This window comes from Atopobium minutum 10063974, assembly GCF_000364325.1.
Classification (GTDB): domain Bacteria; phylum Actinomycetota; class Coriobacteriia; order Coriobacteriales; family Atopobiaceae; genus Atopobium; species Atopobium minutum.
The window spans coordinates 1-21,014 of sequence record NZ_KB822534.1 but is presented as its reverse complement, the minus strand read 5'-3'; the positions used below and the strand labels follow the sequence as shown (position 1 = coordinate 21,014).

The following is a 21,014-nucleotide window of genomic DNA, read 5'->3' as shown; positions in this document are numbered from 1 at the left end:
GCATCAACATACATCTAGCAAACAATGCTGGACTCAATAAAGTTCTTATCGGTAGCATAGGCATGTGCGTTTGCAAGCGTAGTGTGTGCAATCTGAGCTAAGGCCTCCCTCGTAAAGAATGCCTGATGGCTGGTGATGACAACGTTGGGGAACGAGCAAAGCTGTGCGGTGGGAGAGTCAAAGATTTCATCCGTGCGGTCACGGTAGACGTTAGGATTCTCTTCCTCGTATACGTCCAGACCGGCGGCGCCAATCTTGCCCGACAAAATGCCACGTATGAGGGCATGAGTATCGACGAGGCCACCACGACCAGTGTTAATAAAAATGACACCGTCCTTCATGCTGGCGATCGTATCGTCATTGATCATGTGGTAGCTTTCCTCATTGAGAAAGGCGTGCAAAGAGATGAGGTCTGCGCGCGCAAAGAGCTCCTCGTTGGATACATAGGCATCAACGACATGCTCTTCAGTGATGAGCTTTTGGTTGGGGTAGGGGTCAGAACCCAAAACCGTCATGCCAAAGCCCTTACAAATACGGCATAATGCCGCGCCAATTCTGCCCGTACCAATGATGCCTGCAGTTTTGCCGTGCAGGGTTTCTCCAACCAAGCCTACCAGCGAAAAGTCGTTATCGCGAATACGATTGTAACCACGGTGGATACGCCTATTTGCCGTAAGAGCAAGGCCCATAGCATGTTCTGCAATGGCTTCGGGAGAGTAGGCGGGAACGCGCGTGATGGTCATACCCAGTTCCTTGGCGTACCCAACGTTTACCACGTCAAAGCCGGCACAGCGCATCAAGATAAGTTGCACGTCTACACCACTGAGAATTTCCAGGGTCATAGCGGAGAGATTGTCATTAACAAAGGCGCATACGCCATCATAGCCACTAGCGAGAGGCGCCGTCATGGGCGTGAGATTGGAATCGGTGTACTTCAACTCAATGTCAGGATAGTTGGGAAGCTCTTTCTTGAAGGATTCGATGTCATAGCTCTTGGCACCAAAGACTAAAATTTTCATGCGCGTTCCTTTCTTTTGGTGATGGCAAACGCGAGCAAACAGAGCTAGCTATACAGCTCTTAGTTCTAGTGTAGTCGCTTTTCTTAATATTTTCTTAATGAATGTTTCTAGTAAGCGTTCTTAATAAGAGTTACTACTTAAGAGTTGCTACTGGTTACCTAACAAATAATGAGTAGAATTACAGGTGTATTACTACTATAGAGGCTTGCAAAAAGGACGGCTGCAATGAGTAGTTATTTTGTTAAAGCAAGTAAATTTGTTCTTCCTGGGTATGTGGCTTCTGAAGGTTATTTGGAAGTTGTTGACGGCCTGTTTGGCGAGGTAGTAGCTGAAGTTCCTGAGGGAGCAGAAGTGTTGGATTACTCGGGCTGTTGGGTAGCTCCCGGGTATGTAGACACACACATTCATGGCTTTGCCGGACATGATGTTATGGACTGTGATGCGCAGGGTCTTAATGAGGCAAGTGTAGAGCTAGCAAAGCATGGTACTACCTCATGGGTTGCCACCACGCTTACTCAGCCAGCAGATCAGATTAAGGCCGCTTGCGCCGCTGTTTGTGAGGCAGTGGAGGCGCGTGAGGACGGGTTTGTCGGCGCCAATATTGACGGCATTTATCTGGAAGGCCCCTTCTTTACCGAGAAACACAAGGGAGCTCAAAACCCAGATCATATGTGCGATCCAGACATAGATTTGTTCTGCGATTGGCAAGAAGCTGCTCATGGCTTGATCTGTAAAAGCGCGCTTGCCCCCGAGCGTGAGGGCTCTTTACAGTACAGCACCGCGTTGCACGGCATGGGAGTTGTGGTGGCGCTGGGGCACTCTGATGCCAGCTATGAGCAGGGTATGGCTGCAGTGGCTGCTGGTGCTACAGCATTTGTGCACACCTATAACGGCATGAGCGGTCTGAATCATAGAAATCCCGGTTTGGTCGGGTGCGCTATGACGGCTGCGTCTACCTACGCAGAACTTATCTGCGATGGCATGCATGTGCTACCTGCCGCTGTGCAGGCGCTGGTCAATGCTCGTGGCTGGGAGCACGTGGTCTTGGTATCCGATTGCTTGCGTTGCGGTGGCATGCCTGCGGGAGATTATTTCTTGGGCGATTTCCCCATTCGTTTAACGGGCGGTTTGGCACGCCTCAAGCAGTCAGACGGTAGCTTGGGCAGTATCGCAGGCTCTGTTCTGACGCTGGATCAGGCGGTGCGTAACGTCGTTGAATGGAGTGTTGTGACTGCCGAGCAGGGCATCCGCATGGCAAGTGAAGTGGCGGCAAAGTCTGCCGGCATTGATGACATTTGTGGTTTGATGTTGCCTGGTCGTTCCGCGGACTTTAATGTTTTGGATGCCGATCTTATGGTGGTTGACACCTTTGTCGGCGGTTTGCAGGTGCAAAAATAGAACGTGTGGTTGGTATCGTATAAGAGATGCCAACTAATATATGCGGGGTTTCTCGATAGGCTATGAATCTGTCGAGAACCCCGTTTTTATTTGCTAAAATACAGCATCTGAGACACTCGGATTTTAGCTTGGTGAGCCCTTGCCCCAACATGGGGAATTATGATCGGGCATCAAACGGATGGGTGAACTGTACCGTGGTCTTTGAGGCCACAGCCCGATCAAGGAGGAACCCATGAGGGAGTATTTGGTAGAGGCTCAAGAAGTGCTTACGGAAGTGGGCAGCAGTGAGCTTGAAGGCTTGAGCACAGGCGTGGCTCAGCAGCGCTTACAGCAAAGCGGTCCCAACAAGTTACAGGAAGCGCAAAAAGATCCTGTGTGGAAGCGGTTCTTCTCGCAGATGGCCGACCCCATGATTTTTATGCTGCTTATTGCGGCAGTGATTTCTGCTTTGGAGGGACTGTACAAAGGGTCTGTGGACTTTGCAGATGTCATCATTATTTTGTTTGTTGTCATTCTTAACTCTGTGCTGGGTGTTATACAGGAATCAAAGGCAGAGGAAGCGCTGGCCGCTTTGCAAGAAATGACAGCTGCTACCAGCAAGGTGGTGCGCGACGGCGCACAGATAGAAGTGCCTTCATCCGAGCTTGTGGTGGGCGATGTGGTGATTTTGGAGGCGGGAGATTCCGTTCCAGCGGATTGTCGCATTTTGGAATCCGCATCCATGAAAATTGAGGAAGCGGCTCTCACGGGTGAATCTGTGCCGGTAACCAAGCATGCCAAGAGCATTGTGCTGGAAGCAGATGCTGATGACGTTGCCCTAGGAGACCGCAAAAACATGTGCTACATGGGCTCGACCGTAGTCTTTGGTCGCGGTCGTGCTGTGGTGGTTGCCACGGGTATGGATACCGAGATGGGCAAGATTGCAGACGCGTTGGCCAAGGCAGAAGAGGGGCAGACGCCGCTGCAAATCAAGCTGTCCGAGCTTTCTAGCATTCTTACGCGCCTGGTCATTGGCGTGAGCGTTATTGTGTTTCTCACCGGCTTTTTCAAGTACGGTATGGGCTTTTTAGGCAACATGGACCTCATGCTCAGCACCTTTATGATTGCTGTTTCTTTGGCAGTGGCTGCCATTCCAGAAGGCTTGGTTGCAGTTGTAACCATTGTGCTTTCTATTGGCGTAACTAAGATGAGCCAGCAAAACGCTATCATTCGTAAGCTTTCTGCGGTAGAGACCTTGGGCAGCACCCAAATTATTTGCTCCGATAAGACCGGTACGCTTACACAAAATAAGATGACTGTGGTAGAGCACTTTGCCGATAATACCATCGCGCATATTCGTACGATGGCTTTGGCATCTGACGCCAAGTGGGATGCCGATGAAAAGTGTGCAATTGGTGAGCCCACAGAGGCTGCGCTGGTAAGTGATGCTGCAAAAGTTGGTTTTACGACCGAGCTTCTGAGCGCTTCTCGTCCTCGTGTAGGGGAAGCGCCCTTTGATTCCGGCCGCAAGATGATGAGCGTGGTTGTGCGCGGTAAAGATGGGTTTATGCAGCATACCAAGGGTGGCCCTGACGTGGTGTTGGCCCGCTGCACCAAGTACTTATCGGCAGATGGCGTTGTGGACATGACCGACGAGCTGCGTGCTCGCATTATGGCGTCCAATAAGGCTATGGCGGATAAGGCCTTGCGTGTGATGGCATCTGCTCGTCGTGATTGGGGTGCCGAGAAGCCCCGTGATTTTAGCCCGGAAAATCTTGAACATGACATGGTTTTTGTCGGCCTGTCCGGCATGATTGACCCGGTTCGTCCTGAGGTTAAAGATGCGGTGGCAGAAGCAAAATCTGCTGGTATTTGCGTTGTTATGATCACAGGCGACCACATTGATACTGCGGTTGCCATCGCTAAGGAGCTGGGCATTATTTCTGATCGTAGCCAGGCGATTTCTGGTGCGGAGTTGGATCATATGTCCGATGAGCAGCTTGCCCAGTCCATTGCGGGTTATGGTGTATATGCGCGCGTCCAGCCCGAGCACAAGGTGCGCATTGTTGATGCGTGGAAGAAGCAGGGCAAAATTGTTGGCATGACCGGTGATGGCGTCAATGATGCACCCTCTATTAAACGTGCCGATATTGGTATTGGCATGGGTATTACCGGTACGGACGTTACTAAAAATGTGGCAGACATGGTTTTGGCAGATGACAACTTTGCCACCATTATTGGGGCGGTAGAAGAGGGCCGCCGCATATACGACAACATTCGCAAGTGCATTCAGTTCTTGCTGTCCTCCAATCTTGCAGAGGTTATCTCGGTATTTATAGCGTCACTTATCGGGTTTACTATTTTGGAGCCAACCCATCTGCTGTGGATCAATCTTATTACCGACTCGCTGCCCGCTTTGGCTATGGCCGTAGAGGACACAGAGCCCGGCATTATGAAGCGCAAGCCTCGTGACGCCAAGGATGGCATTTTTTCCAATGGTATGGGTGTGGACACGGTGGTGCAGGGTGTCATTATTTCTCTGCTTACCCTGGTGAGCTACTTTATTGGTCACTGGTATGAGTACGGTACCCTGGACATTTCTCAGGTTCTTTCCAATCCCGCTGCTGGCATTGAAGGTATGACCATGGCCTTTTTGACACTGTCCATGGTTGAGATGTTCCACTCGTTCAATATGCGCAGCCGCCGCCAATCCATCTTTAGCCTCAAGACGCAAAACATCTGGCTGTGGGGTTCGTTTGTTATAGCGCTGCTGCTCACCTTTGTGGTCATAGAAACGCCTCTGGCGCAGGCCTTTGGCTTTGCAAAAATTGACCTTGCAGAGTACCTTATCGCCATGGGTCTTGCCATTCTTATCATTCCGCTGGTAGAGCTGGAAAAGGCCATTATGCGTGCGATCGACAAGGACAATCGCTAGTCGCTTCCCGGGCGCGTGCGGTCGAGAAGGACAATTGCTCGCAGAACCGCTACACTTAGTGCATATGGCACAAAAAAACAAACATAGTCGCAATCGCAAGAGTGCCGGTAAGAATCAAGTTGTTCTACCGGCGCTTTCTTCATTATTGGATGTGCCGAGCTTTGATGCGCTCCCGCTTTCCGAGGCTCAGCGTGCTGCCTTTTTACATACCTCTGCCCAGCTTGCTGCCGAGAATGGCGTTAATCGTGCAGAATATCATCTGGGCTGTGTGGTAAGGCTTGACCGCGGTTTTCCGGCGCTTGCCTGTGCCGATAGTGTTTTTAGGGCAGAGTATTCCGTTGCACTATCTCGCAGCGCACGGGTTCAGGCGGCAGTTGGTGATTGGGTGGTCGTACGCCGTCCTCAAACGCATGACATGGGCGTGATTGAGGCAATTTTGCCACGTGTGAGTGATGTTGCTCGCTGGCGTGGCAACAGTCGAGGAGAGCATCAAACACTTGCAGCTAACGTTGGTCTGGTTCTTATCGCTCAAGCACTTTCTGAGCATTCTTTGAATTGTAATCGCATTGCTCGCTCTATGGTTATTGCCCTTGATTGCGGTGCGCGTGTTGCCGTGGTGCTTACGAAGGCGGATCGCTGTGGTGATTCGGCGCAGCTGGTAGAGCAGCTACGCATACTGACGCGTGTAGTTGGTGCGGATGTTCCCATTGTGGTTACCAGTGCGGGTGCGGATGAGGGTGCTCGCAGAGGTGAGGATTCCGGTATAGGCGTAAGTGAGGGCGCTGACGCGGGTGTAAGTGCCGGTGTGGTTGCTAATGCGGATGCTGATATGGTTGTAAGCATAGGTGCCGCTTCTGACCAGATTAGCTGGGGGATTGATGCGGTTAGGGCACTTGTTGCTCCTCGCACCACAGCAATTGTGTTGGGAGAATCTGGCGCAGGTAAATCTACTTTGCTCAATGCACTTCTCGGCAGAAAAATTCTTGAAACTGGTGCTGTGCGCAGCTCAGATGATGCAGGTCGTCATACCACGGTTACACGTCGTATGGTGCAAATTCCTCATGCGGGCATTATTGTGGATGCTCCTGGTTTACGTAGTCTTCCCTTAGTGGGACACGAGCGCGGTTTGGCACTGGCATTTCCGGAGATTGCTTCTGCAGCTCAAGGCTGCAAATTTAGAGACTGTACACACACGCATGAGCCTGGATGTGAAGTGTTGGCTCATGCAGCTGCGGGTGATTATTATCCAGAGCGTCTTGCCGCATACCTTGCTTTAGCTGCAGAGATGCGTTCATCTAAGCAAACGCTCGATCCAGATATTATTGTATAGCTCGTGTAGCTCTTATTGTATAGCTCTTAAAATCGAACAAAACTTTTGTTGGGTGGCTGCCGTTTGCCGACTGTTGGATACTTGTTTGGTTGCTGACAGCCCAACTTTGACTTTCCTTTTTTCACCATGTGTGTGACGTGGTGCTTCTACACAATGTAAAGCACAGCTTAGATTCGTTGTGCGGAGTAGCCATGTCACTAAAATTTAGAGTTGTCTTCTCAATAGCCTGTGCAGTACTGGTTGGCGTACTGTTTTTGTCGTATGCCCAGTCGATTAAGGCGCAGGCCCAAGCTACACGCTCGGAAATCCTATCCAAATATGGGGGAGAAATCGTACACGTTGCTGTTGCAACAAATACGATTGAGGCTGGTAAAACCATCGATTCGAGCGATGTTCAAATGCGCGATTGGGTGGCTGAGCTAGTGCCGCAAGGAGCCATTACAGATGTCGATTCTATTATCGGAAAGACAATAACCGTTCCTATTTGTGCAGGCGCTCCGCTTTCTGAATTTAACTTTAGAGAGGCCGGTTCTGGCATTGAAGTGCCTAAAGGTATGGTTGCCCTCAGTATTCCCCTGACGGATAAAATTGGTCTGTCTGCTGCTACCTTGCCGGGAACAAGTGTTGCTGCATATGCAATACATGACTCAGACACCTCGCTTATCTCGGCAAATGTATTGATTCTGGCAGTGGGATCTAAACAGCAAAGTCAGTCATCATCGCTCACGCTTGCGGTCCCTGTTGCGGATGTAGAGAAAATTTTGTCGATAAGTGCAACCGGTCAACTGCGGCTGGTAGTTCCCGCAAATGATGTTTCTGCATTGCCTGGCAAGAAGAATCAGCCAGCCCCTGATGTTGTAGCTGCACATGAGAGTGACGAGCAACAAAGCAGTGATGATGAATAGCCTCGTATGTCAACCCCGCGGCATAAAAAGTAAGGAGTGCATGATGGCGAGCGTTTGGTTTGTTTGTACGGGCCAAAAGTATAGGGAAGAAGTTTTATCTGCAACACGAGCGCTTCATCCGAGTGCCCTGATTATTGATGAACCCTGTCCAAGTGCCATTCGTCAACGATTGTTGCGCCAAACACCACACCATGCCTCTGTGGTAGTTGGGCCAGAGGTCACTGGTCCAACAGCGGTTAATGTTGCTGCAGCGCTTGTGCGCGATGGATATGCAGATGAAGTTGTTTTAGTTGGCATCAAGCCATCTGGATCTTTAAAGTCTCGGGCTGTCCGTGCAGGTATTGCACGTGTGTACAGTCTGGAAGACTTGAAGATAAGTGCTGGGGAAGCGGTTACAGCTCAACAAGCAAAGGAGTTGCCTACACAGGCTGTCACTGATTTCCCCAGCGAACTAGTGGTGGATTTAGATGAGCCAGCAATTGAGAAACCCGTACAGCAAAAGCCATCGAAAGAACCCGTACCAACTATGCCAGCAAGTGTTCGTAAACAGGGTTGTGCGCCCATTGTGGTTGTTGCATCTGGGCGCGGTGGTGTTGGGAAGTCAACACTAGCCTGTGCAAGTGCACTACATGCTGCAAACTGGGGACTGAGGGTTGCACTGGTTGATCTTGATCTTGGTTCGGGGAATTTGTTTAGTATGTTTGGCGTGCAACAAGGAACAGATCTAGCTCGTTTTATTAAGCAGACAACTCTGGATGATTTGTTGGCAGCGGGTACTAAAGTGGCGGAAAATATCACTTTATGGGGACCCTGCTCAAAGCCAGAATTGGCAGAAACTGTTGCACCGCTTGTTAACAATTTATTGATCTCGCTTTCTAATACCTATGATCTTGTGCTGGTAGACACTTCAACGTTTTGGACTGATTGTGTTGGCCTGGCTGCTCAAATATGCGATCGGCTGCTTCTTGTTTCCGATGATCGTTATGGGGCTGTGGGCGCCATGTCTCGATGCGCTGCACTGGCTGTTCGTTTGGGTGTAGCCCGTACCCGTATTATGCGCGTATCCAGTAGAAGTGATGTAAGTAGCAAGAATGAGCATCATTTGTATAGAGCCGATATTGGTTTAGAGGCTGCTCGATTATTACGCGTTGCAGATGGTGGAGTAGAAATCTCTGAACTTTTAAGTACTGGTCACGCGGATAATTTGATGCAACTAGAAGGTGCATTTATGCGTACCACCAAAATTTGTCTTGCAAAAGTATTGTCCGAGTTAGGACGTCTTCCCCAAAATGAGGATGCACAAAAGGCATCCACTGCGAACTTCATCCAAAAATCTAAAGGATTCTTTGCGCGTATGAGGGAGGCAGGATAATGTCTTTGCTTTCCCGCGTACAAGAATCTCAAAGTGCTGGGGTAGTTTGTTCTGGTCAAGAGGAGCAGCAGTCAAGGGATGCCTTACGCAAGCAGCTCAAGGAACAGTTGATTGCCACTATGGGCTTGTCAACAATTTCACGCATTGCTCAGGAGCCAAATATTGGCACTGCATATAACGAGTTGGGGATTGCCTGTCAGACTATTTTGAACACGCATTCATTTGAGGGTGTTACAGCAGAAAACCAGTCTTCGCTCATTAAAGAGGTCCTTGATGAGATTTTAGGTCTGGGCCCTTTACAGCCGCTGTTGGATGATGCAAGCGTAACTGAGGTTATGGTCAATGGTCCAAGTGCGTTGTTTTTTGAGCGAGAAGGTCAGATGCAGTCTGCAAAGCGCGTATTTGAATCAGAAGAGCAAATCTTGATGGTGGTTGATCGGATTTTGGCACCGTTGGGTCGTCGTTTGGATGAACAAAACCAGATTGTAAATGCACGTCTTGCTAATGGTTACCGAGTCAATGTGGTCAATAAGCCCGTCGCACTTGATGGGCCTATTCTGACCATTCGCAAGTTTTCTGATCGGATTACGTCTTTACATGAACTCGTTCATTTGGGATCTTTACCTGGCTGGTACGCACAGCTCTTGTCATGGGCGGTTAGTTGCCGCAAGGATATTGCTGTTGCAGGGGGTACAGGCTCGGGGAAAACTACTCTACTTAATGCTTTGTCGTGCGAGATCAATCCAGCAGAGCGCATTATCACTATTGAAGATTCGGCTGAGTTGCGCTTTGACACCCATCCACATGTCATTAGATTAGAGGTGCGTGAGTCCTCTTTGGAGGGGACTGGTCAAATTACCATTCGTGACCTTGTAAAAAATGCTTTGCGCATGCGCCCGGATCGCATTGTGGTAGGAGAAGTGCGTGGTGAAGAGTGTATTGACATGCTGCAAGCCATGAATACAGGTCACGATGGGTCTCTTACAACACTTCATGCCGGTACTGCTCAAGAAGCACTGCTCCGGTTGGTACTTATGGCTCGTTTTGGCATGAATTTGCCTGTAGATGTCATTGAGGAGCAGGTTGCAACTGCTCTTGATCTTATCGTCATGTCCGCACGTCTTCCGGATGGCTCTCGCGTTATTACCTCGGCGGCAGAAGTTTTTAGGGAAGCTTCTACTGGTATACAAGCGAGAGATTTTATTTCTTATGACGTATCAAATCACAACTGGAAGCTGCTCTATGTTCCGTCGTTTATAGAGAAGTGCGTGGAAGAAGGAAGGCTTTCTCAAAAGGAGGTGGATTCATGGAAACAATCATGCTGGCAGGCGCCTTAGTTACAACTGGCATAGGAGTTTTTGTCTGTGTACCGGGTCACTTCCGAAGGCGTATTACACAAGGAACAACCACAGAGCAGCTGCCAGTTGTAATAGCATCTTTGAGTAAAATGGCCGCAATTATCTGGTTTTCTCAGCAGGATTTTTTTGCGTCTGTTTTTGAGAAAATCCAACAGCTGGGAGAAGAGCATGGTTTTCCAATAAGTCGCCCCGACGCAGCAGCTGTATACCTACTTGCAAGTACTGTGTTCTCTATGCTCCTCTGTCTAGCGTTTGGCCCTTTTCTTGCCGCACTTTTTACCATTGTTGCTGGTGTTGGTTCTGCAATATGGCTTTCGTATAGACAAAAGCAGCAAGCACTTCAAAGCGTGCAACAAGAAATGCCTGAGATCTTACGTTCTCTGTCTTTGGCTCTACGCTCTGGAAAAACATTGTTTCAGGCTATGGAATACGTTGGTATACATGCAAAAGGGATGCTTGCCCAATCTTTTGCGGGAGCTGCTCTTTCCATGCGCTGTGGCATGCCTATACAAGAAGCATTGGTACAGCTTAATGAGTCAATTTCAGTGCCAGGCGGAGAACTGCTAGCTATTGCTCTGGAAATTTCGCAAAGGACAGGCAGCCCTCTTGGGGATATTTTGGCCACTTCATCGCGGATGGTAGAGCAACGAGAAAGGCTTGTACGTCTGTTGCGCACTAAGACAGCACAGGCACGTCTGTCAGTCAAAATTGTTTGTAGCCTTCCTTTTCTTATGTTGTTGGTGTTATCGGCATTTTCTCAAGATTTTAGGCAGGGTCTTTTTACTCTTCAGGGGGCGGTGTGCATAGCAATTGCTCTGACGCTTGATGGGATTGCTCTGCTTATTATCAAAAAGCTCATGCAGGGGATTTCACAATGACTACACCTGAGCTGGCTTTGTTTGCAGGCTGTTTATTTGTAGGGTTCATCTGGTCATTTGTTATCATGCGTAAACCCAAATCATATGGGGTCATACCGCAGAATCGGCAAAATGAGCAAGTTGTTGCCGCGTTAGCCTGGTGGCAAAACTTACCCTACGTGCAAAGTATCAAAAAGCGGACAGAGCTTAAAGCAGCAAGAGTAGATTGCCTGGTTAATTTTCCAGTATTTCTTGACATTCTTAACCTGGGCTTATCAGCGGGAATGTCATTTGATGCGGCACTTGATCTGTATTGTTCTAAGTTTCATAACGATCTGTCTGTGCGTTTACAAAGATCTTTATTGAGTTGGCAAATAGGGGAGCAAAGTCGTACCAAGGCGTTGCGCGCATTGGCACAAGAGCTGGACTTACAGCCAGTGACACGTTTTGTAAATACCGTAGATGAAGCTTTGCGCTTTGGATCTCCTTTAACACGGGTGTTAGCTGCTCAAGCAGAACTCATTCGAGAAGAACAAAGAAATGCCTTGGAGGAGCAGGTGGAAAAAGTGCCTATCAAGATGCTTATTCCATTGGGAACGCTCATCGTACCTGCAATGTTGTTAGCAATTTTAGGACCCTTGCTCAGTGCAGCTTCGGGAAAACTATAGAAGGGAGTTTTATGCAATCGCAGATGTTGGCGGCAATGACTCGTGGATATACCAAACTGATGCGGTTGATTGCCACGATCCACGCTGAAAAAGATGCTCAGGGAACTACTGAGTATGCAATCTTAGTTGGTGTGCTAGTAGTTATTGCTATTGTGGCAATCCTGTCGTTTAAAGATAAGATTACACAGCTTTGGGATGCCATTGCGCAGGGTATTAACTCGCTATGATTCCTCAAATTGGTAGGAACAAGCTCTGGATTGTAGCTGGCATGGTAGTACTAGCCTTGGTTTGTCTTGTAGTTGGTTTTGGGTGCTCTATGAGCAATACGCCTACGAAGCAAGTGGGTGCGACAAACACAGGAACTGATACAACGGCTTCTAGGACAGAATCTAGCCGAGCCTTGCAATCTGACGTAAACAAGCTGACCGACGATGTATCAGAACTGTCAAGGCAAACTACTGAGTTTGGTGAAGTGGATACACGCTACGAGCAAACTGAGCTTTTTACCTGCGCACAATCTATTTTACAGACCTACCAGGCAAGGCAGGATTGCGTTCTGGCACAAGTTGGATATCTGGACTTATGTGGGAAGGTGTGGAGTTGCACAACCTGTGGAAAGGGGTGGGTGGACATTGTCTTTGTGTCTCAAAAACAAAACGATCAATGTGAGGTTAAAACCGTTCACCTCACGGCTCAGCAATGGGCTTCTCGATATGCAAATCCGACCACCGCAGCTTGATCTTTTACGGGGTCAAGCAGGGCAGGCAACAGTAGAGTATGCTTTGCTGCTTACGGCATTTATGGCAATTCTTATGAGCTTGGCTGCTATTTTTCATGCAAGCTGTGATGGAAAGTTTTTATCTCACGTCCTCACAGCCCTGCCTTTTACCTTTGGTGAACCGGGGAGTGTGGGGGTGTGGCAGGATGTCCTTTTGTTCTGAAACGCATGCTCAGTCGAGTGTAGAAGCAGCTTTTGTTGTACCTATATGTATGATGCTATTGCTTTGTCTTTTACAGCCGCTGTGTCTCATGTATACCCAAGCAACCATGTGGTCTGCAGCCAATCAAGCTTTGCGCTGTATGGAAACAACGCAAGATGAATCTGCTGTTGTGAGTTATATACAAAGACGTTTGTCTGCCATTCCCGAAGTGTCACTTTTTCATGCAGGAGGAGCGCAGGATTGGGACATTAGCTGCTCGGGTTTTGGCGAGAAAAGCGGCGAAGTTTCCATCTCTGGCCATGTAAAACCATTGCCTTTGTTTTATGCGGCATCCAGGTTGTTTGCGCAAACCGATGACAAAGGAATCATAGTGACCATTACGGCGCATTCTTTGCTCAGACCGGATTGGTTGGGAGGTGACTATGAAAGCTGGATTAGTTTATGGGACTCATGATCCTAAAACTTTAAAAAAGAAAGCCCTTGGCCCTTTGGGGTTGTTTATTCATGAAACAGGTGCCTATACCTCTTTGGCAGTGGTTACTGCTCTGGCACTTAGCGTGAGTCTTTTACTAACTACAGTTGGCGCCGGATGGTATTTGGCCAAGGCGCATAAAACGCAGGCCATTGCAGATAGTGCAGCCCTAGCTGGACAAAATGTTGTTGCAGGCTATGTGACCATTGCACAAGTGCTTGACTCGTGTGTTTTGAGCATGGGAATAACGGGAGTATTAGTTGGTGGAGCAGGGTTAGTATTGTCTGCTGTACCAGGACTATCTGGTGCAGGGGCACAAACGGTACAGACTGCAAAAACTATTTTGGATGCACGTTCAAAATTTGCTAAGAGCGCTAATTCTGGATTGCAAAAGATAGAAGCTTCACTTCCATTTTTAGTTGCCAAAAATTCGGCGGATGTTATCCGAGCAAACAGTACAGATTCACCGGAATATTCTGGAGCAGCCATTCCGTTTCCTCAAACATCACAGAGTAAATTCGAGCTTGATGAGAGTCCTCAAAATATTGATAAGCTCGAAGATTCTGCTGGTAAAATGGCCGAACAGTCAGATCAAGCAGAAGAGTCTAAGCAGCAAGCAGATGCTGCACTTTTGGAGGGATGGCACGCCGATTGTGTCGATGACCCCTACTGCTTGTATCAACGAGCTCAAGCACTATCGCATATCTCATTAGGCGATAACCCCTGTTACACCTCAAGTGATGGATGGAATTTTGGCGTACCTCTCTCCCGTGCACGTGCGTATTATCATGCACGGTATCTATCAGAGAGTCCCCAAGCTTCAAACGTGGAAGAGGAATCAAAATCTGCAGCACGTGTAGCATTTTATGAGTATTCTTCTCAAAAACTTAATGAAGGTCACTATAGCCAAGCTGAGGATGGCTGTGTTGATTTGGATTTACCTCTGTTGCCCTCAAACACTCAAGAGCTTAAACAAACCGAGTTGTATACCAAAAAATGTGGCCCATAACCAGCGTTAATGGTGTTCCCACTATCCATTACTCGCTTAACTGCCCTGCAGCAAATGGTACGTATTTGGGATTAGCATCTCTTGCAGATTTGGATGCAGGGATCGTACAAGAATGCCCAGTCTGTCATTTTAAGACGAGCGATGTTGGTAAAACACCTGCTGCATCAACGTCAATCGATAATGGATTTGAGCATTATTGGGCAAAAATAGCCCGTGCTGCAAAGCAGTATCAGGAGGCGAAAAACAAGCAGGTAGAAGCAGAAAAACAAATGAAACAACTAGCACAAGAGGGGAGCAATGCCTTTGAAGAGGCTCTTGATGCACTTAAGGTTACGCGACCCCAACTATGTCCTCCTGGTGCTTGGGGGTGCATAGCATTTGTAACGCGTGCAAGTTCTTCTCCGCAAGCTCCCGCACTCAAGTCACCGCTTATTAAAGCTCCAGATCTTCCCTCGGGGATGGCCATCTCTGCTGCAGTCCTTGCTCCAGATAATGCAGATAAACAGAGCAATGTTCTTTCTCACCTGTTTGACGGGATTTCACTCAAGCATGAAGGGCTTCTCGCTGGTTTACCAAAACAGATCTGTATGGTATGGGGCAAGCTGCTCATGTCGTATTCAGATGGGTATGACGCCTTGGCTCAAATTACAGATTCGTTTTTTGGGAAGCTTGAGGGTGTTGTGGGCGGAACAATTGCACATATGTTACAAGATCAGCTGGTTGACTTAGTTGAGGCGACCGGTTTTAAGCCAGTCAATCTGCAGGCAAGAAAACCTGTGCTCACCAATACACAAAACGTGCTTGAGCAAGCTGGTTTTGGTGGTATGGATGCACTGCGTTCTAAAATTCAAGCGCTCCCTACGCATGCAACAACTCAACAAGTTGCTCAGGCCATGGGTGTTGTTCTCATTAATGAACTGCCGGATGAGTACTTTACGATTGCGAGCCTTCCCATACCAGGGACGGAACTTTCCATTCCGCTTAACGTCGATGTAAGAAAGTTGGTTGATCTTACATGAGGCAGAAGGTATGGCGTTTGGCGCAAGCGCGGGCCTTGCAAAAAGATGCCCAAATGAGCGTGGAGTTGGCGGTGCTCATGCCTGTGGTGCTGGTCATGTCGCTTGTAGTGTTCAACCTAGCTCGTTACCTTGAATTAGGAATGAAGTTTTCTGCCGAATGCTCCCATGCCGTTGTCAACTTAGGAACCTCGGGCACTTCTGGTGCCCAGCAACTCGGTAATCCCCAAGCAGTACAGCAAGCTATCGAGAAAAACATGCAGTTGGGTGATTTGGGAGAAGTGGACGTAAAGGTTTACGAGCGCAAGCGCTTCGTTATAGCTACTACGAGCTTTAGTTTCTTACCTAAAGTTCATGAGTATGTTTGTACCTTGCGGATAAAACCCTGGCCTTCTCGCTTTGTTATTGCTGGCATTGCCTTTAGCCCGCCAGCATGTATGACCTATGAATATCGTTTGCATGTCGATCCATACCGGTCGGGGGTGGTGGTATAGCAAACAAGCAGCCGATTTTTCAGTCGCTTTAACTGCCTGGTGCTCTATCCATTTTTGTTTAAAGAAGGAGGATTCAAGATGACGGCAGAGATTCCAATTCAGCCAGCAAATACACAGCAGGATCCAACCCGTACAAAAACATGTCCCAGCTGTGGGGCAACCCTTTTTGCAGATATGGATATCTGTTATGGATGCCTTTACGATTTTACAAAAACATATGAACCACCACAGATTGGTGGGGCAGATGAAGTCCCGCTTGATATGTATGAGCAACTTCCTCAAACGCAAGAGAAAGAAAAAGAGGCAAACTATGCTTTGCAGGAAATCCCTGCCACTACAGATAAAACTACCATCGATTCCAGTGGACAGTCGCCGTACGTTTTGCAGGTATGCGGCCCCTCTGTCAATTTGTCTTTTGGCTGTAGTAATCAAGGTATTTGTTTGCTTACATTTAATGCTGCTTCAGGTCACTGTGAGAAAGTTGGCTTGGACAAAGGCACAAAGATTAACCTGAGCAACCTTGTATTTACCGTTCAATAAGACAGTCATCGCTACCATGTGTATCTACGGCATTTTTAGCTAGAGAGTCTTTTACTTTTATAGAGGAATAAGAACTTTGCATGCTTTGTAGCAAGTAAATTTTTTGCACCGTATTTGTTTAAAACGGGGTATAGTTACACATAGTTAACACTACAAGGTTTGGGGGTGCCACATGTCTCCAGTAGATATCGTTGTTTTTGCTGTTGTCGTGGCAATTATTGCTCTAGCTGTACACTCACTCAGGCATTCTAAGGGTCAGTGCGCAGGTTGTGGAAGTTCATCAAGCTGTGCAAGCCATAGTGGAGGGAGCAGCTGTTGTTCAGCAGCAGAATCCATGGTTTCTAATATGGAAGCTAAGGTCGCTTCTGAAAAGTAGTAGGTATGCTCTGACGTATGAACGATGAGTCTGTAATGGCTGTAGACTACCGTATTTCGGAAATCTACAGCCATTTGTTTTTTTCTATACGTTGGAAATACGAGTGAAACATCTGTGTGTCACACTTACTATGTTTGATGGTAAATTCTCAGCTTCAATCCGCCGGGAGGGACTATGTCCTACGAGCAGAACATTGATTTCGTACTGCGCACAGTTGAAGAGCGTAACATTCGTTTTATTCGACTGTGGTTTACCGATGTGTTAGGTAACTTAAAGTCGTTTGCTATTTCTCCAGAAGATCTAGAAGAGGCTTTCGACGAGGGTATTGGCTTTGATGGTTCTGCAGTAGATGGTTTTGTTCCTTTGGAAGAGTCGGATATGCTTGCATTCCCCGATCCAGAAACCTTCCAGCTGCTTCCCTGGCGTCCTAAAGAAGATGGCGTAGCTCGTATGTTTTGTGAGATCAAAACGCCTAATCACAAGCCTTTTGTCGGTGACTCCCGTGCTCGGTTAGAAAAACTTTTCCGTGAGGTAGAAAAGCACGGATATTTCCTTAATGTGGGTGCAGGCATCAGCTATTTCTATCTCGACAATGATAAGACACCTCAGTTGTTGGATGGCGCTAGCTACTTTGATTTAACCCCTTCGGATTATGCACAGGATTTGCGTCGCAGCACAACGCTTGCCCTTGAGAAAATGTCTATTCCTGTAGAGTATTCCTATCATTCAATTGCACCTTCGCAAAACGGCATCCAGCTGCGTTATGCAGAGGCTCGTACCTGCGCAGATAACATTGTTACCGCTCGTTTGATCATCAAAGAGTCGGCGTATAATCAGGGTCATTACGCATCGTTTATGCCCAAGCCTTTTAACGACATCCCCGGCTCGGCCTTGTTTGTTCATCAGTCCTTTATGGATCATGATGGCAACAACCTGTTTTGGTCAGATGACGAGAAGCTCGAGGGTGGCATAGGCCTTTCGAGTCTTGCAAAGCACTATATTGCTGGTGTTCTCAAGTATGCACCGGAGTTTTCTCTCGTAACTAATCCAACAGTCAACTCGTATAAGCGCCTCATTCCCAACGGGGAAGTTCCCTGTTATGCAACCTGGGGCCGTAAGAATCGTTCCGCTTTGGTTCGTATTCCTACGCACAAGCCTGGTAAGCAGGCTGCTACACGCATTGAGCTGCGCAGCCCCGATCCAACCTGTAATCCATACCTGGCATTTGCAGTAACATTGGCTGCTGGTATGCGCGGCATTCAGGAAGAGCTAGAGCTTCAGCCTGAGTCCACTTTGGAAGATGCAAATCTGAGCGATGAGCAGCTACGCGCCAAAGGCATCCAACCTTTGCCCCGCGATCTTGGTGAGGCTATTGCCAAATTCGAGACCAGTGCACTTATGAAAGAAGCGCTGGGCGAGCACATCTTTAGCTATCTACTTACGGTCAAGAAGCGGGAGTGGGAAGAGTATCGAACCTCTGTTACAGATTGGGAGCGCGCTCGTTATTACGGCGGCTTCTAATTCTCGTGAGAATGATACAAAATTAGTAGCGATAAAATAGTATAGATGCGCTCCTGAATAACACTTGAATTAAGCGGTAGAATACAAGTTAAAACTTGCGGTTACTGTGCACAATAATTCAAGCAAGAGCAGATGCCTGATGCTATGGTATTCTCAACATCAATCATCTTTCTTGCCATACTAGGTTGGAGGTGGAGTCCGTGCATCATAGGAAGATTTTGTACGTATCTACGACTTCCCGTCATCGTGAGTATATGCGTAAGCTTACACACTCATTGGATGCTTCTGCACTTATTGCATCTCCAGATACCTTTGAACAGGCAATTGCTTCTCATCGTGAGTTTGACCTCGTAATCTTAGACCTTGCGGGTGTGGCAAGTGATTTTTTTGGAACGGTAGAGGCCTATCTTTCGGATAACGGAATGATGCCGCTGCTTTTGGTGGTGGATAAGGCCGCCTTGTCCAAATTGAGGATTCCCGTTCAGTTTAAGACAGATTTTGTCGTCTCCAACTGCTCTGAAGCAGAGATGGAAGTTCGTGTTTCTCAGCTGCTTTGGCCAGGAGAAGAAAGTGCGCCGTCAGATATTGTCACTATAGACACCATGACTATCAACCTGGCAACTTACCAGGTATATGTGGACGACAAGCCCGTGGATTTGACGCTTATGGAGTACTCGCTCCTCTCATTTTTGGCAACACATCCTTCACGTGCGTATTCTCGTGATACCTTGCTTCACCGTGTGTGGGGCTTTGAGTATTGTGGCGGCACGCGTACGGTGGATGTGCATATCCGTCGCGTTCGTTCTAAGGTTGGCCCTCAAATTGCTGGTCATATCGTTACAGTGCGCGGTATTGGATATCTGTTCAAGCTATAGGCCGTCAACGCAGGCCGTCAGCCCATGCTTTAAGCCGGCAGTTCAAATATACAGAATAGAACAATGTTTTTGTTGGAATTGCGGTTTGAGAAAAATCATCTCTTAAGATAGCTAAAAATTGGACATCCTATATATACGTATTGAGTGGGCCGTTCGCAATTATTAAAAAGAGGTGCTCCATGTCTGATATTTCCAATGAGCCTAATCCATCACCAATGGACGGTGGCGACACCGCTTCTCAACCATCTACAACTACGCCCGCGTCCCCTGAGGACGCTACGGCTGTCAACCCAAATCGTGCCACGATGGGCTCAATCCCATCTATCGAATCGTCAGATCCGCGGCCAGATGCGCATGCTGCCGAGAAGACCATGGAGGGACCCAGCATAAACGAAAGCGCCGCCACTACTGCCAGCGCTTCCACTACCGTTGGTGCTTCCGTTCCCACCGGTGCTGCTACTGATGGCGCTACTACTTCTAACGAGACCTCATCTTCCCAAAAGCAAAACCGTCAAAACCGCAGACGAACGGTGCTCATTTCTGTGATAAGTGGTGCTGTGGGAGCTACGGCTATTGTGTGTGGTCTTAAGTTTAGCGGGCTTCTCGATATACCTACCACATCAAATATGAGCTCTGCGGGACAGACCATCTCTATTCGTCCCTCGGATGAAAAAGCTACTACTGCTCAAGCGGTCTCTAAAAAATGCCTGCCCTCTGTTGCCTCCATCTATGTTTCTTCTGGCAACAAAAAATATGTGGGTTCAGGCGTTGTCTTGGATACCGATGGCAATATTCTTACCAACTACCATGTGGTCGATGGTGCGCAAACCATTACGGTAACGCTTAACAATATAAATTACGAGGCAAAAGTTGTGGGTTCTGACTCTTCGAGCGACCTTGCCGTACTAAAGATTGATCCTAAGGGCGCTAAGCTTACGCCTATTGAGGTTGGTGATTCCAGCGCTTTGGTTGTAGGCGATTGGGTTATGAGTATTGGTAGCCCCTATGGCCTTGACCAGTCTGTCTCGTCGGGTATCGTGTCGTCGCTGTATCGCTCAACTATGTTGCCTTCTACCTCTGGCAATACCATTTATGCCAACCTTATTCAGACTGATGCTGCTATTAATCCCGGTAACTCGGGTGGCGCTCTCGTAAACGCTGAAGGCAAACTTGTGGGCATCAATTCCATTATTGAATCCCAGTCTGGAGCAAGCGCGGGAATTGGCTTTGCCATTCCTTCTAACTATGCAGTTAAAGTTGCCAAGACCATCATCGAGGGCAAGCAGGTGCTTCACGCATACCTGGGTGTATCTTTGCAAACCGTTACCGCAGACAATGCCGCGCGCAGTAAATTGTCTGTCAACCAGGGTGCATACGTAATGAACGTTACGGCTGACAGCCCCGCAGCTAAAGCCGGCCTTCAGGAAGGCGATGTCATTACCAAGGTAAACGACGATACTATCTCGTCTGCCGATGCACTTATTTTGGCGGTTCGCTCTCATGAGGTAGGCGAGAAGGTCACGGTTACGGTCATGCGTGGTTCTGAGGAGAAAAGCTTTGAGGTAACGCTTGGCTCCGATGAGTCACTCCAGGAAGCCGCCGCATCCAACACTGCACAAAAGGGCGACGTCAATAATGGCTCGAATGATGGCACTGATCCTCGCGGTCAAAACAATTCCAGTGAAAATCGGGGTTCGGACGGTCTCAGTGATCTGTTAAGCAATAAAGGTGGTGGCATGATTGCCAGTCGTGCCGAACTGAGTAATACAATCCTTGCCATCTAAGCGCTGTAAATTCCAGCAAATTCATAGTCACTTTTTATAAGAGCGGCATCCTATAGAAGGGGTGCCGCTCTTCACATTTGTGTCCAAAATATGAATCGAAACAAATCTAGTTTTTGTACTTGCAAGCCCAAAAAGGGGTGTGTATATTAGTAGGTCGCACGCGGT

The 21,014-nt window shown here is 48.1% G+C and carries 20 protein-coding genes; 19 read left to right on the top strand and 1 reads right to left on the bottom strand.

Features of this window, described 5'->3' with window-relative positions; all coding sequences use genetic code 11:
* Positions 1 to 14: 14 nt before the first annotated feature.
* Entirely contained in the window at positions 15 to 1,019 is a 1,005-nt protein-coding gene (locus HMPREF1091_RS06815) for a 2-hydroxyacid dehydrogenase (protein WP_002564072.1), read from the bottom strand.
* A gap of 225 nt (positions 1,020 to 1,244) precedes the next feature.
* Here HMPREF1091_RS06815 and nagA point away from each other — a divergent pair, with 225 nt between their 5' ends.
* From nagA to HMPREF1091_RS06720, 19 genes are all read left to right on the top strand, one after another.
* A complete protein-coding gene (nagA, locus tag HMPREF1091_RS06810) occupies positions 1,245 to 2,417 on the top strand; it encodes an N-acetylglucosamine-6-phosphate deacetylase (RefSeq protein WP_002564071.1) in 1,173 nt (390 codons plus the stop codon).
* Between the two features lie 232 nt (positions 2,418 to 2,649).
* Positions 2,650 to 5,331, top strand: coding sequence for a cation-translocating P-type ATPase (locus HMPREF1091_RS06805; RefSeq protein WP_002564070.1), 2,682 nt, complete (start codon positions 2,650 to 2,652; stop codon positions 5,329 to 5,331).
* A gap of 64 nt (positions 5,332 to 5,395) precedes the next feature.
* Complete coding sequence (gene rsgA / locus HMPREF1091_RS06800) at positions 5,396 to 6,661, top strand: ribosome small subunit-dependent GTPase A (protein ID WP_021736013.1); 1,266 nt, start codon at positions 5,396 to 5,398, stop codon at positions 6,659 to 6,661.
* A 191-nt stretch (positions 6,662 to 6,852) separates the two neighbouring features.
* Positions 6,853 to 7,566 carry a Flp pilus assembly protein CpaB gene (gene cpaB / locus HMPREF1091_RS06795; RefSeq protein ID WP_002564068.1) on the top strand — a complete coding sequence of 238 codons (714 nt, stop codon included), beginning with the start codon at positions 6,853 to 6,855 and terminating at the stop codon, positions 7,564 to 7,566.
* A gap of 43 nt (positions 7,567 to 7,609) precedes the next feature.
* Positions 7,610 to 8,938 carry a MinD/ParA family ATP-binding protein gene (locus tag HMPREF1091_RS06790; protein WP_002564067.1) on the top strand — a complete coding sequence of 443 codons (1,329 nt, stop codon included), beginning with the start codon at positions 7,610 to 7,612 and terminating at the stop codon, positions 8,936 to 8,938.
* Positions 8,938 to 10,275, top strand: coding sequence for a CpaF family protein (locus HMPREF1091_RS06785; protein ID WP_002564066.1), 1,338 nt, complete (start codon positions 8,938 to 8,940; stop codon positions 10,273 to 10,275). Before HMPREF1091_RS06790 ends, HMPREF1091_RS06785 begins: the two co-directional genes overlap by 1 nt.
* Positions 10,245 to 11,174, top strand: a complete 930-nt coding sequence (locus HMPREF1091_RS08130) for a type II secretion system F family protein (protein WP_002564065.1) — start codon at positions 10,245 to 10,247, stop codon at positions 11,172 to 11,174. The genes HMPREF1091_RS06785 and HMPREF1091_RS08130 overlap by 31 nt, the downstream gene beginning before the upstream one ends.
* The gene (locus tag HMPREF1091_RS06775) at positions 11,171 to 11,821 is read left to right on the top strand and encodes a type II secretion system F family protein (RefSeq protein ID WP_002564064.1); all 651 of its coding nucleotides are present in this window, start codon (positions 11,171 to 11,173) and stop codon (positions 11,819 to 11,821) included. Before HMPREF1091_RS08130 ends, HMPREF1091_RS06775 begins: the two co-directional genes overlap by 4 nt.
* Positions 11,822 to 11,832: 11 nt before the next feature.
* On the top strand, positions 11,833 to 12,048 hold the full coding sequence (locus HMPREF1091_RS06770) for a hypothetical protein (RefSeq protein ID WP_002564063.1): 216 nt from the start codon (positions 11,833 to 11,835) through the stop codon (positions 12,046 to 12,048).
* Positions 12,045 to 12,560, top strand: a complete 516-nt coding sequence (locus tag HMPREF1091_RS06765; protein WP_002564062.1) for a hypothetical protein — start codon at positions 12,045 to 12,047, stop codon at positions 12,558 to 12,560. Before HMPREF1091_RS06770 ends, HMPREF1091_RS06765 begins: the two co-directional genes overlap by 4 nt.
* Complete coding sequence (locus HMPREF1091_RS06760; protein ID WP_021736018.1) at positions 12,535 to 12,762, top strand: hypothetical protein; 228 nt, start codon at positions 12,535 to 12,537, stop codon at positions 12,760 to 12,762. Before HMPREF1091_RS06765 ends, HMPREF1091_RS06760 begins: the two co-directional genes overlap by 26 nt.
* A gap of 139 nt (positions 12,763 to 12,901) precedes the next feature.
* A complete protein-coding gene (locus tag HMPREF1091_RS06755) occupies positions 12,902 to 13,216 on the top strand; it encodes a hypothetical protein (protein WP_143273475.1) in 315 nt (104 codons plus the stop codon).
* Positions 13,185 to 14,243, top strand: coding sequence for a hypothetical protein (locus HMPREF1091_RS08125; RefSeq protein ID WP_002564060.1), 1,059 nt, complete (start codon positions 13,185 to 13,187; stop codon positions 14,241 to 14,243). The genes HMPREF1091_RS06755 and HMPREF1091_RS08125 overlap by 32 nt, the downstream gene beginning before the upstream one ends.
* Entirely contained in the window at positions 14,231 to 15,262 is a 1,032-nt protein-coding gene (locus HMPREF1091_RS08120) for a hypothetical protein (RefSeq protein WP_002564059.1), read from the top strand. Before HMPREF1091_RS08125 ends, HMPREF1091_RS08120 begins: the two co-directional genes overlap by 13 nt.
* Positions 15,259 to 15,753, top strand: a complete 495-nt coding sequence (locus HMPREF1091_RS06745) for a hypothetical protein (RefSeq protein WP_002564058.1) — start codon at positions 15,259 to 15,261, stop codon at positions 15,751 to 15,753. The genes HMPREF1091_RS08120 and HMPREF1091_RS06745 overlap by 4 nt, the downstream gene beginning before the upstream one ends.
* Before the next feature lie 78 nt (positions 15,754 to 15,831).
* On the top strand, positions 15,832 to 16,293 hold the full coding sequence (locus tag HMPREF1091_RS06740; protein ID WP_002564057.1) for a hypothetical protein: 462 nt from the start codon (positions 15,832 to 15,834) through the stop codon (positions 16,291 to 16,293).
* A 550-nt stretch (positions 16,294 to 16,843) separates the two neighbouring features.
* Positions 16,844 to 18,190, top strand: coding sequence for a glutamine synthetase family protein (locus tag HMPREF1091_RS06730; protein WP_002564055.1), 1,347 nt, complete (start codon positions 16,844 to 16,846; stop codon positions 18,188 to 18,190).
* A 200-nt stretch (positions 18,191 to 18,390) separates the two neighbouring features.
* Positions 18,391 to 19,065 (top strand): winged helix-turn-helix transcriptional regulator, encoded by a 675-nt coding sequence (locus HMPREF1091_RS06725; protein ID WP_002564054.1) that lies wholly within the window; start codon positions 18,391 to 18,393, stop codon positions 19,063 to 19,065.
* Positions 19,066 to 19,244: 179 nt separating this feature from the next.
* Entirely contained in the window at positions 19,245 to 20,849 is a 1,605-nt protein-coding gene (locus tag HMPREF1091_RS06720) for a S1C family serine protease (protein ID WP_002564053.1), read from the top strand.
* Positions 20,850 to 21,014 lie beyond the last annotated feature (165 nt).

What these genes read in the sequence shown, in the direction of transcription:
- HMPREF1091_RS06815 (WP_002564072.1), bottom strand. Translation starts at nt 1,019, where the DNA reads ATGAAAATTTTAGTCTTTGGTGCCAAGAGCTATGACATCGAATCCTTC.
- nagA (WP_002564071.1), top strand. Translation starts at nt 1,245, where the DNA reads ATGAGTAGTTATTTTGTTAAAGCAAGTAAATTTGTTCTTCCTGGGTAT.
- HMPREF1091_RS06805 (WP_002564070.1), top strand. Translation starts at nt 2,650, where the DNA reads ATGAGGGAGTATTTGGTAGAGGCTCAAGAAGTGCTTACGGAAGTGGGC.
- rsgA (WP_021736013.1), top strand. Translation starts at nt 5,396, where the DNA reads ATGGCACAAAAAAACAAACATAGTCGCAATCGCAAGAGTGCCGGTAAG.
- cpaB (WP_002564068.1), top strand. Translation starts at nt 6,853, where the DNA reads ATGTCACTAAAATTTAGAGTTGTCTTCTCAATAGCCTGTGCAGTACTG.
- HMPREF1091_RS06790 (WP_002564067.1), top strand. Translation starts at nt 7,610, where the DNA reads ATGGCGAGCGTTTGGTTTGTTTGTACGGGCCAAAAGTATAGGGAAGAA.
- HMPREF1091_RS06785 (WP_002564066.1), top strand. Translation starts at nt 8,938, where the DNA reads ATGTCTTTGCTTTCCCGCGTACAAGAATCTCAAAGTGCTGGGGTAGTT.
- HMPREF1091_RS08130 (WP_002564065.1), top strand. Translation starts at nt 10,245, where the DNA reads ATGGAAACAATCATGCTGGCAGGCGCCTTAGTTACAACTGGCATAGGA.
- HMPREF1091_RS06775 (WP_002564064.1), top strand. Translation starts at nt 11,171, where the DNA reads ATGACTACACCTGAGCTGGCTTTGTTTGCAGGCTGTTTATTTGTAGGG.
- HMPREF1091_RS06770 (WP_002564063.1), top strand. Translation starts at nt 11,833, where the DNA reads ATGCAATCGCAGATGTTGGCGGCAATGACTCGTGGATATACCAAACTG.
- HMPREF1091_RS06765 (WP_002564062.1), top strand. Translation starts at nt 12,045, where the DNA reads ATGATTCCTCAAATTGGTAGGAACAAGCTCTGGATTGTAGCTGGCATG.
- HMPREF1091_RS06760 (WP_021736018.1), top strand. Translation starts at nt 12,535, where the DNA reads ATGCAAATCCGACCACCGCAGCTTGATCTTTTACGGGGTCAAGCAGGG.
- HMPREF1091_RS06755 (WP_143273475.1), top strand. Translation starts at nt 12,902, where the DNA reads ATGGAAACAACGCAAGATGAATCTGCTGTTGTGAGTTATATACAAAGA.
- HMPREF1091_RS08125 (WP_002564060.1), top strand. Translation starts at nt 13,185, where the DNA reads ATGAAAGCTGGATTAGTTTATGGGACTCATGATCCTAAAACTTTAAAA.
- HMPREF1091_RS08120 (WP_002564059.1), top strand. Translation starts at nt 14,231, where the DNA reads ATGTGGCCCATAACCAGCGTTAATGGTGTTCCCACTATCCATTACTCG.
- HMPREF1091_RS06745 (WP_002564058.1), top strand. Translation starts at nt 15,259, where the DNA reads ATGAGGCAGAAGGTATGGCGTTTGGCGCAAGCGCGGGCCTTGCAAAAA.
- HMPREF1091_RS06740 (WP_002564057.1), top strand. Translation starts at nt 15,832, where the DNA reads ATGACGGCAGAGATTCCAATTCAGCCAGCAAATACACAGCAGGATCCA.
- HMPREF1091_RS06730 (WP_002564055.1), top strand. Translation starts at nt 16,844, where the DNA reads ATGTCCTACGAGCAGAACATTGATTTCGTACTGCGCACAGTTGAAGAG.
- HMPREF1091_RS06720 (WP_002564053.1), top strand. Translation starts at nt 19,245, where the DNA reads ATGTCTGATATTTCCAATGAGCCTAATCCATCACCAATGGACGGTGGC.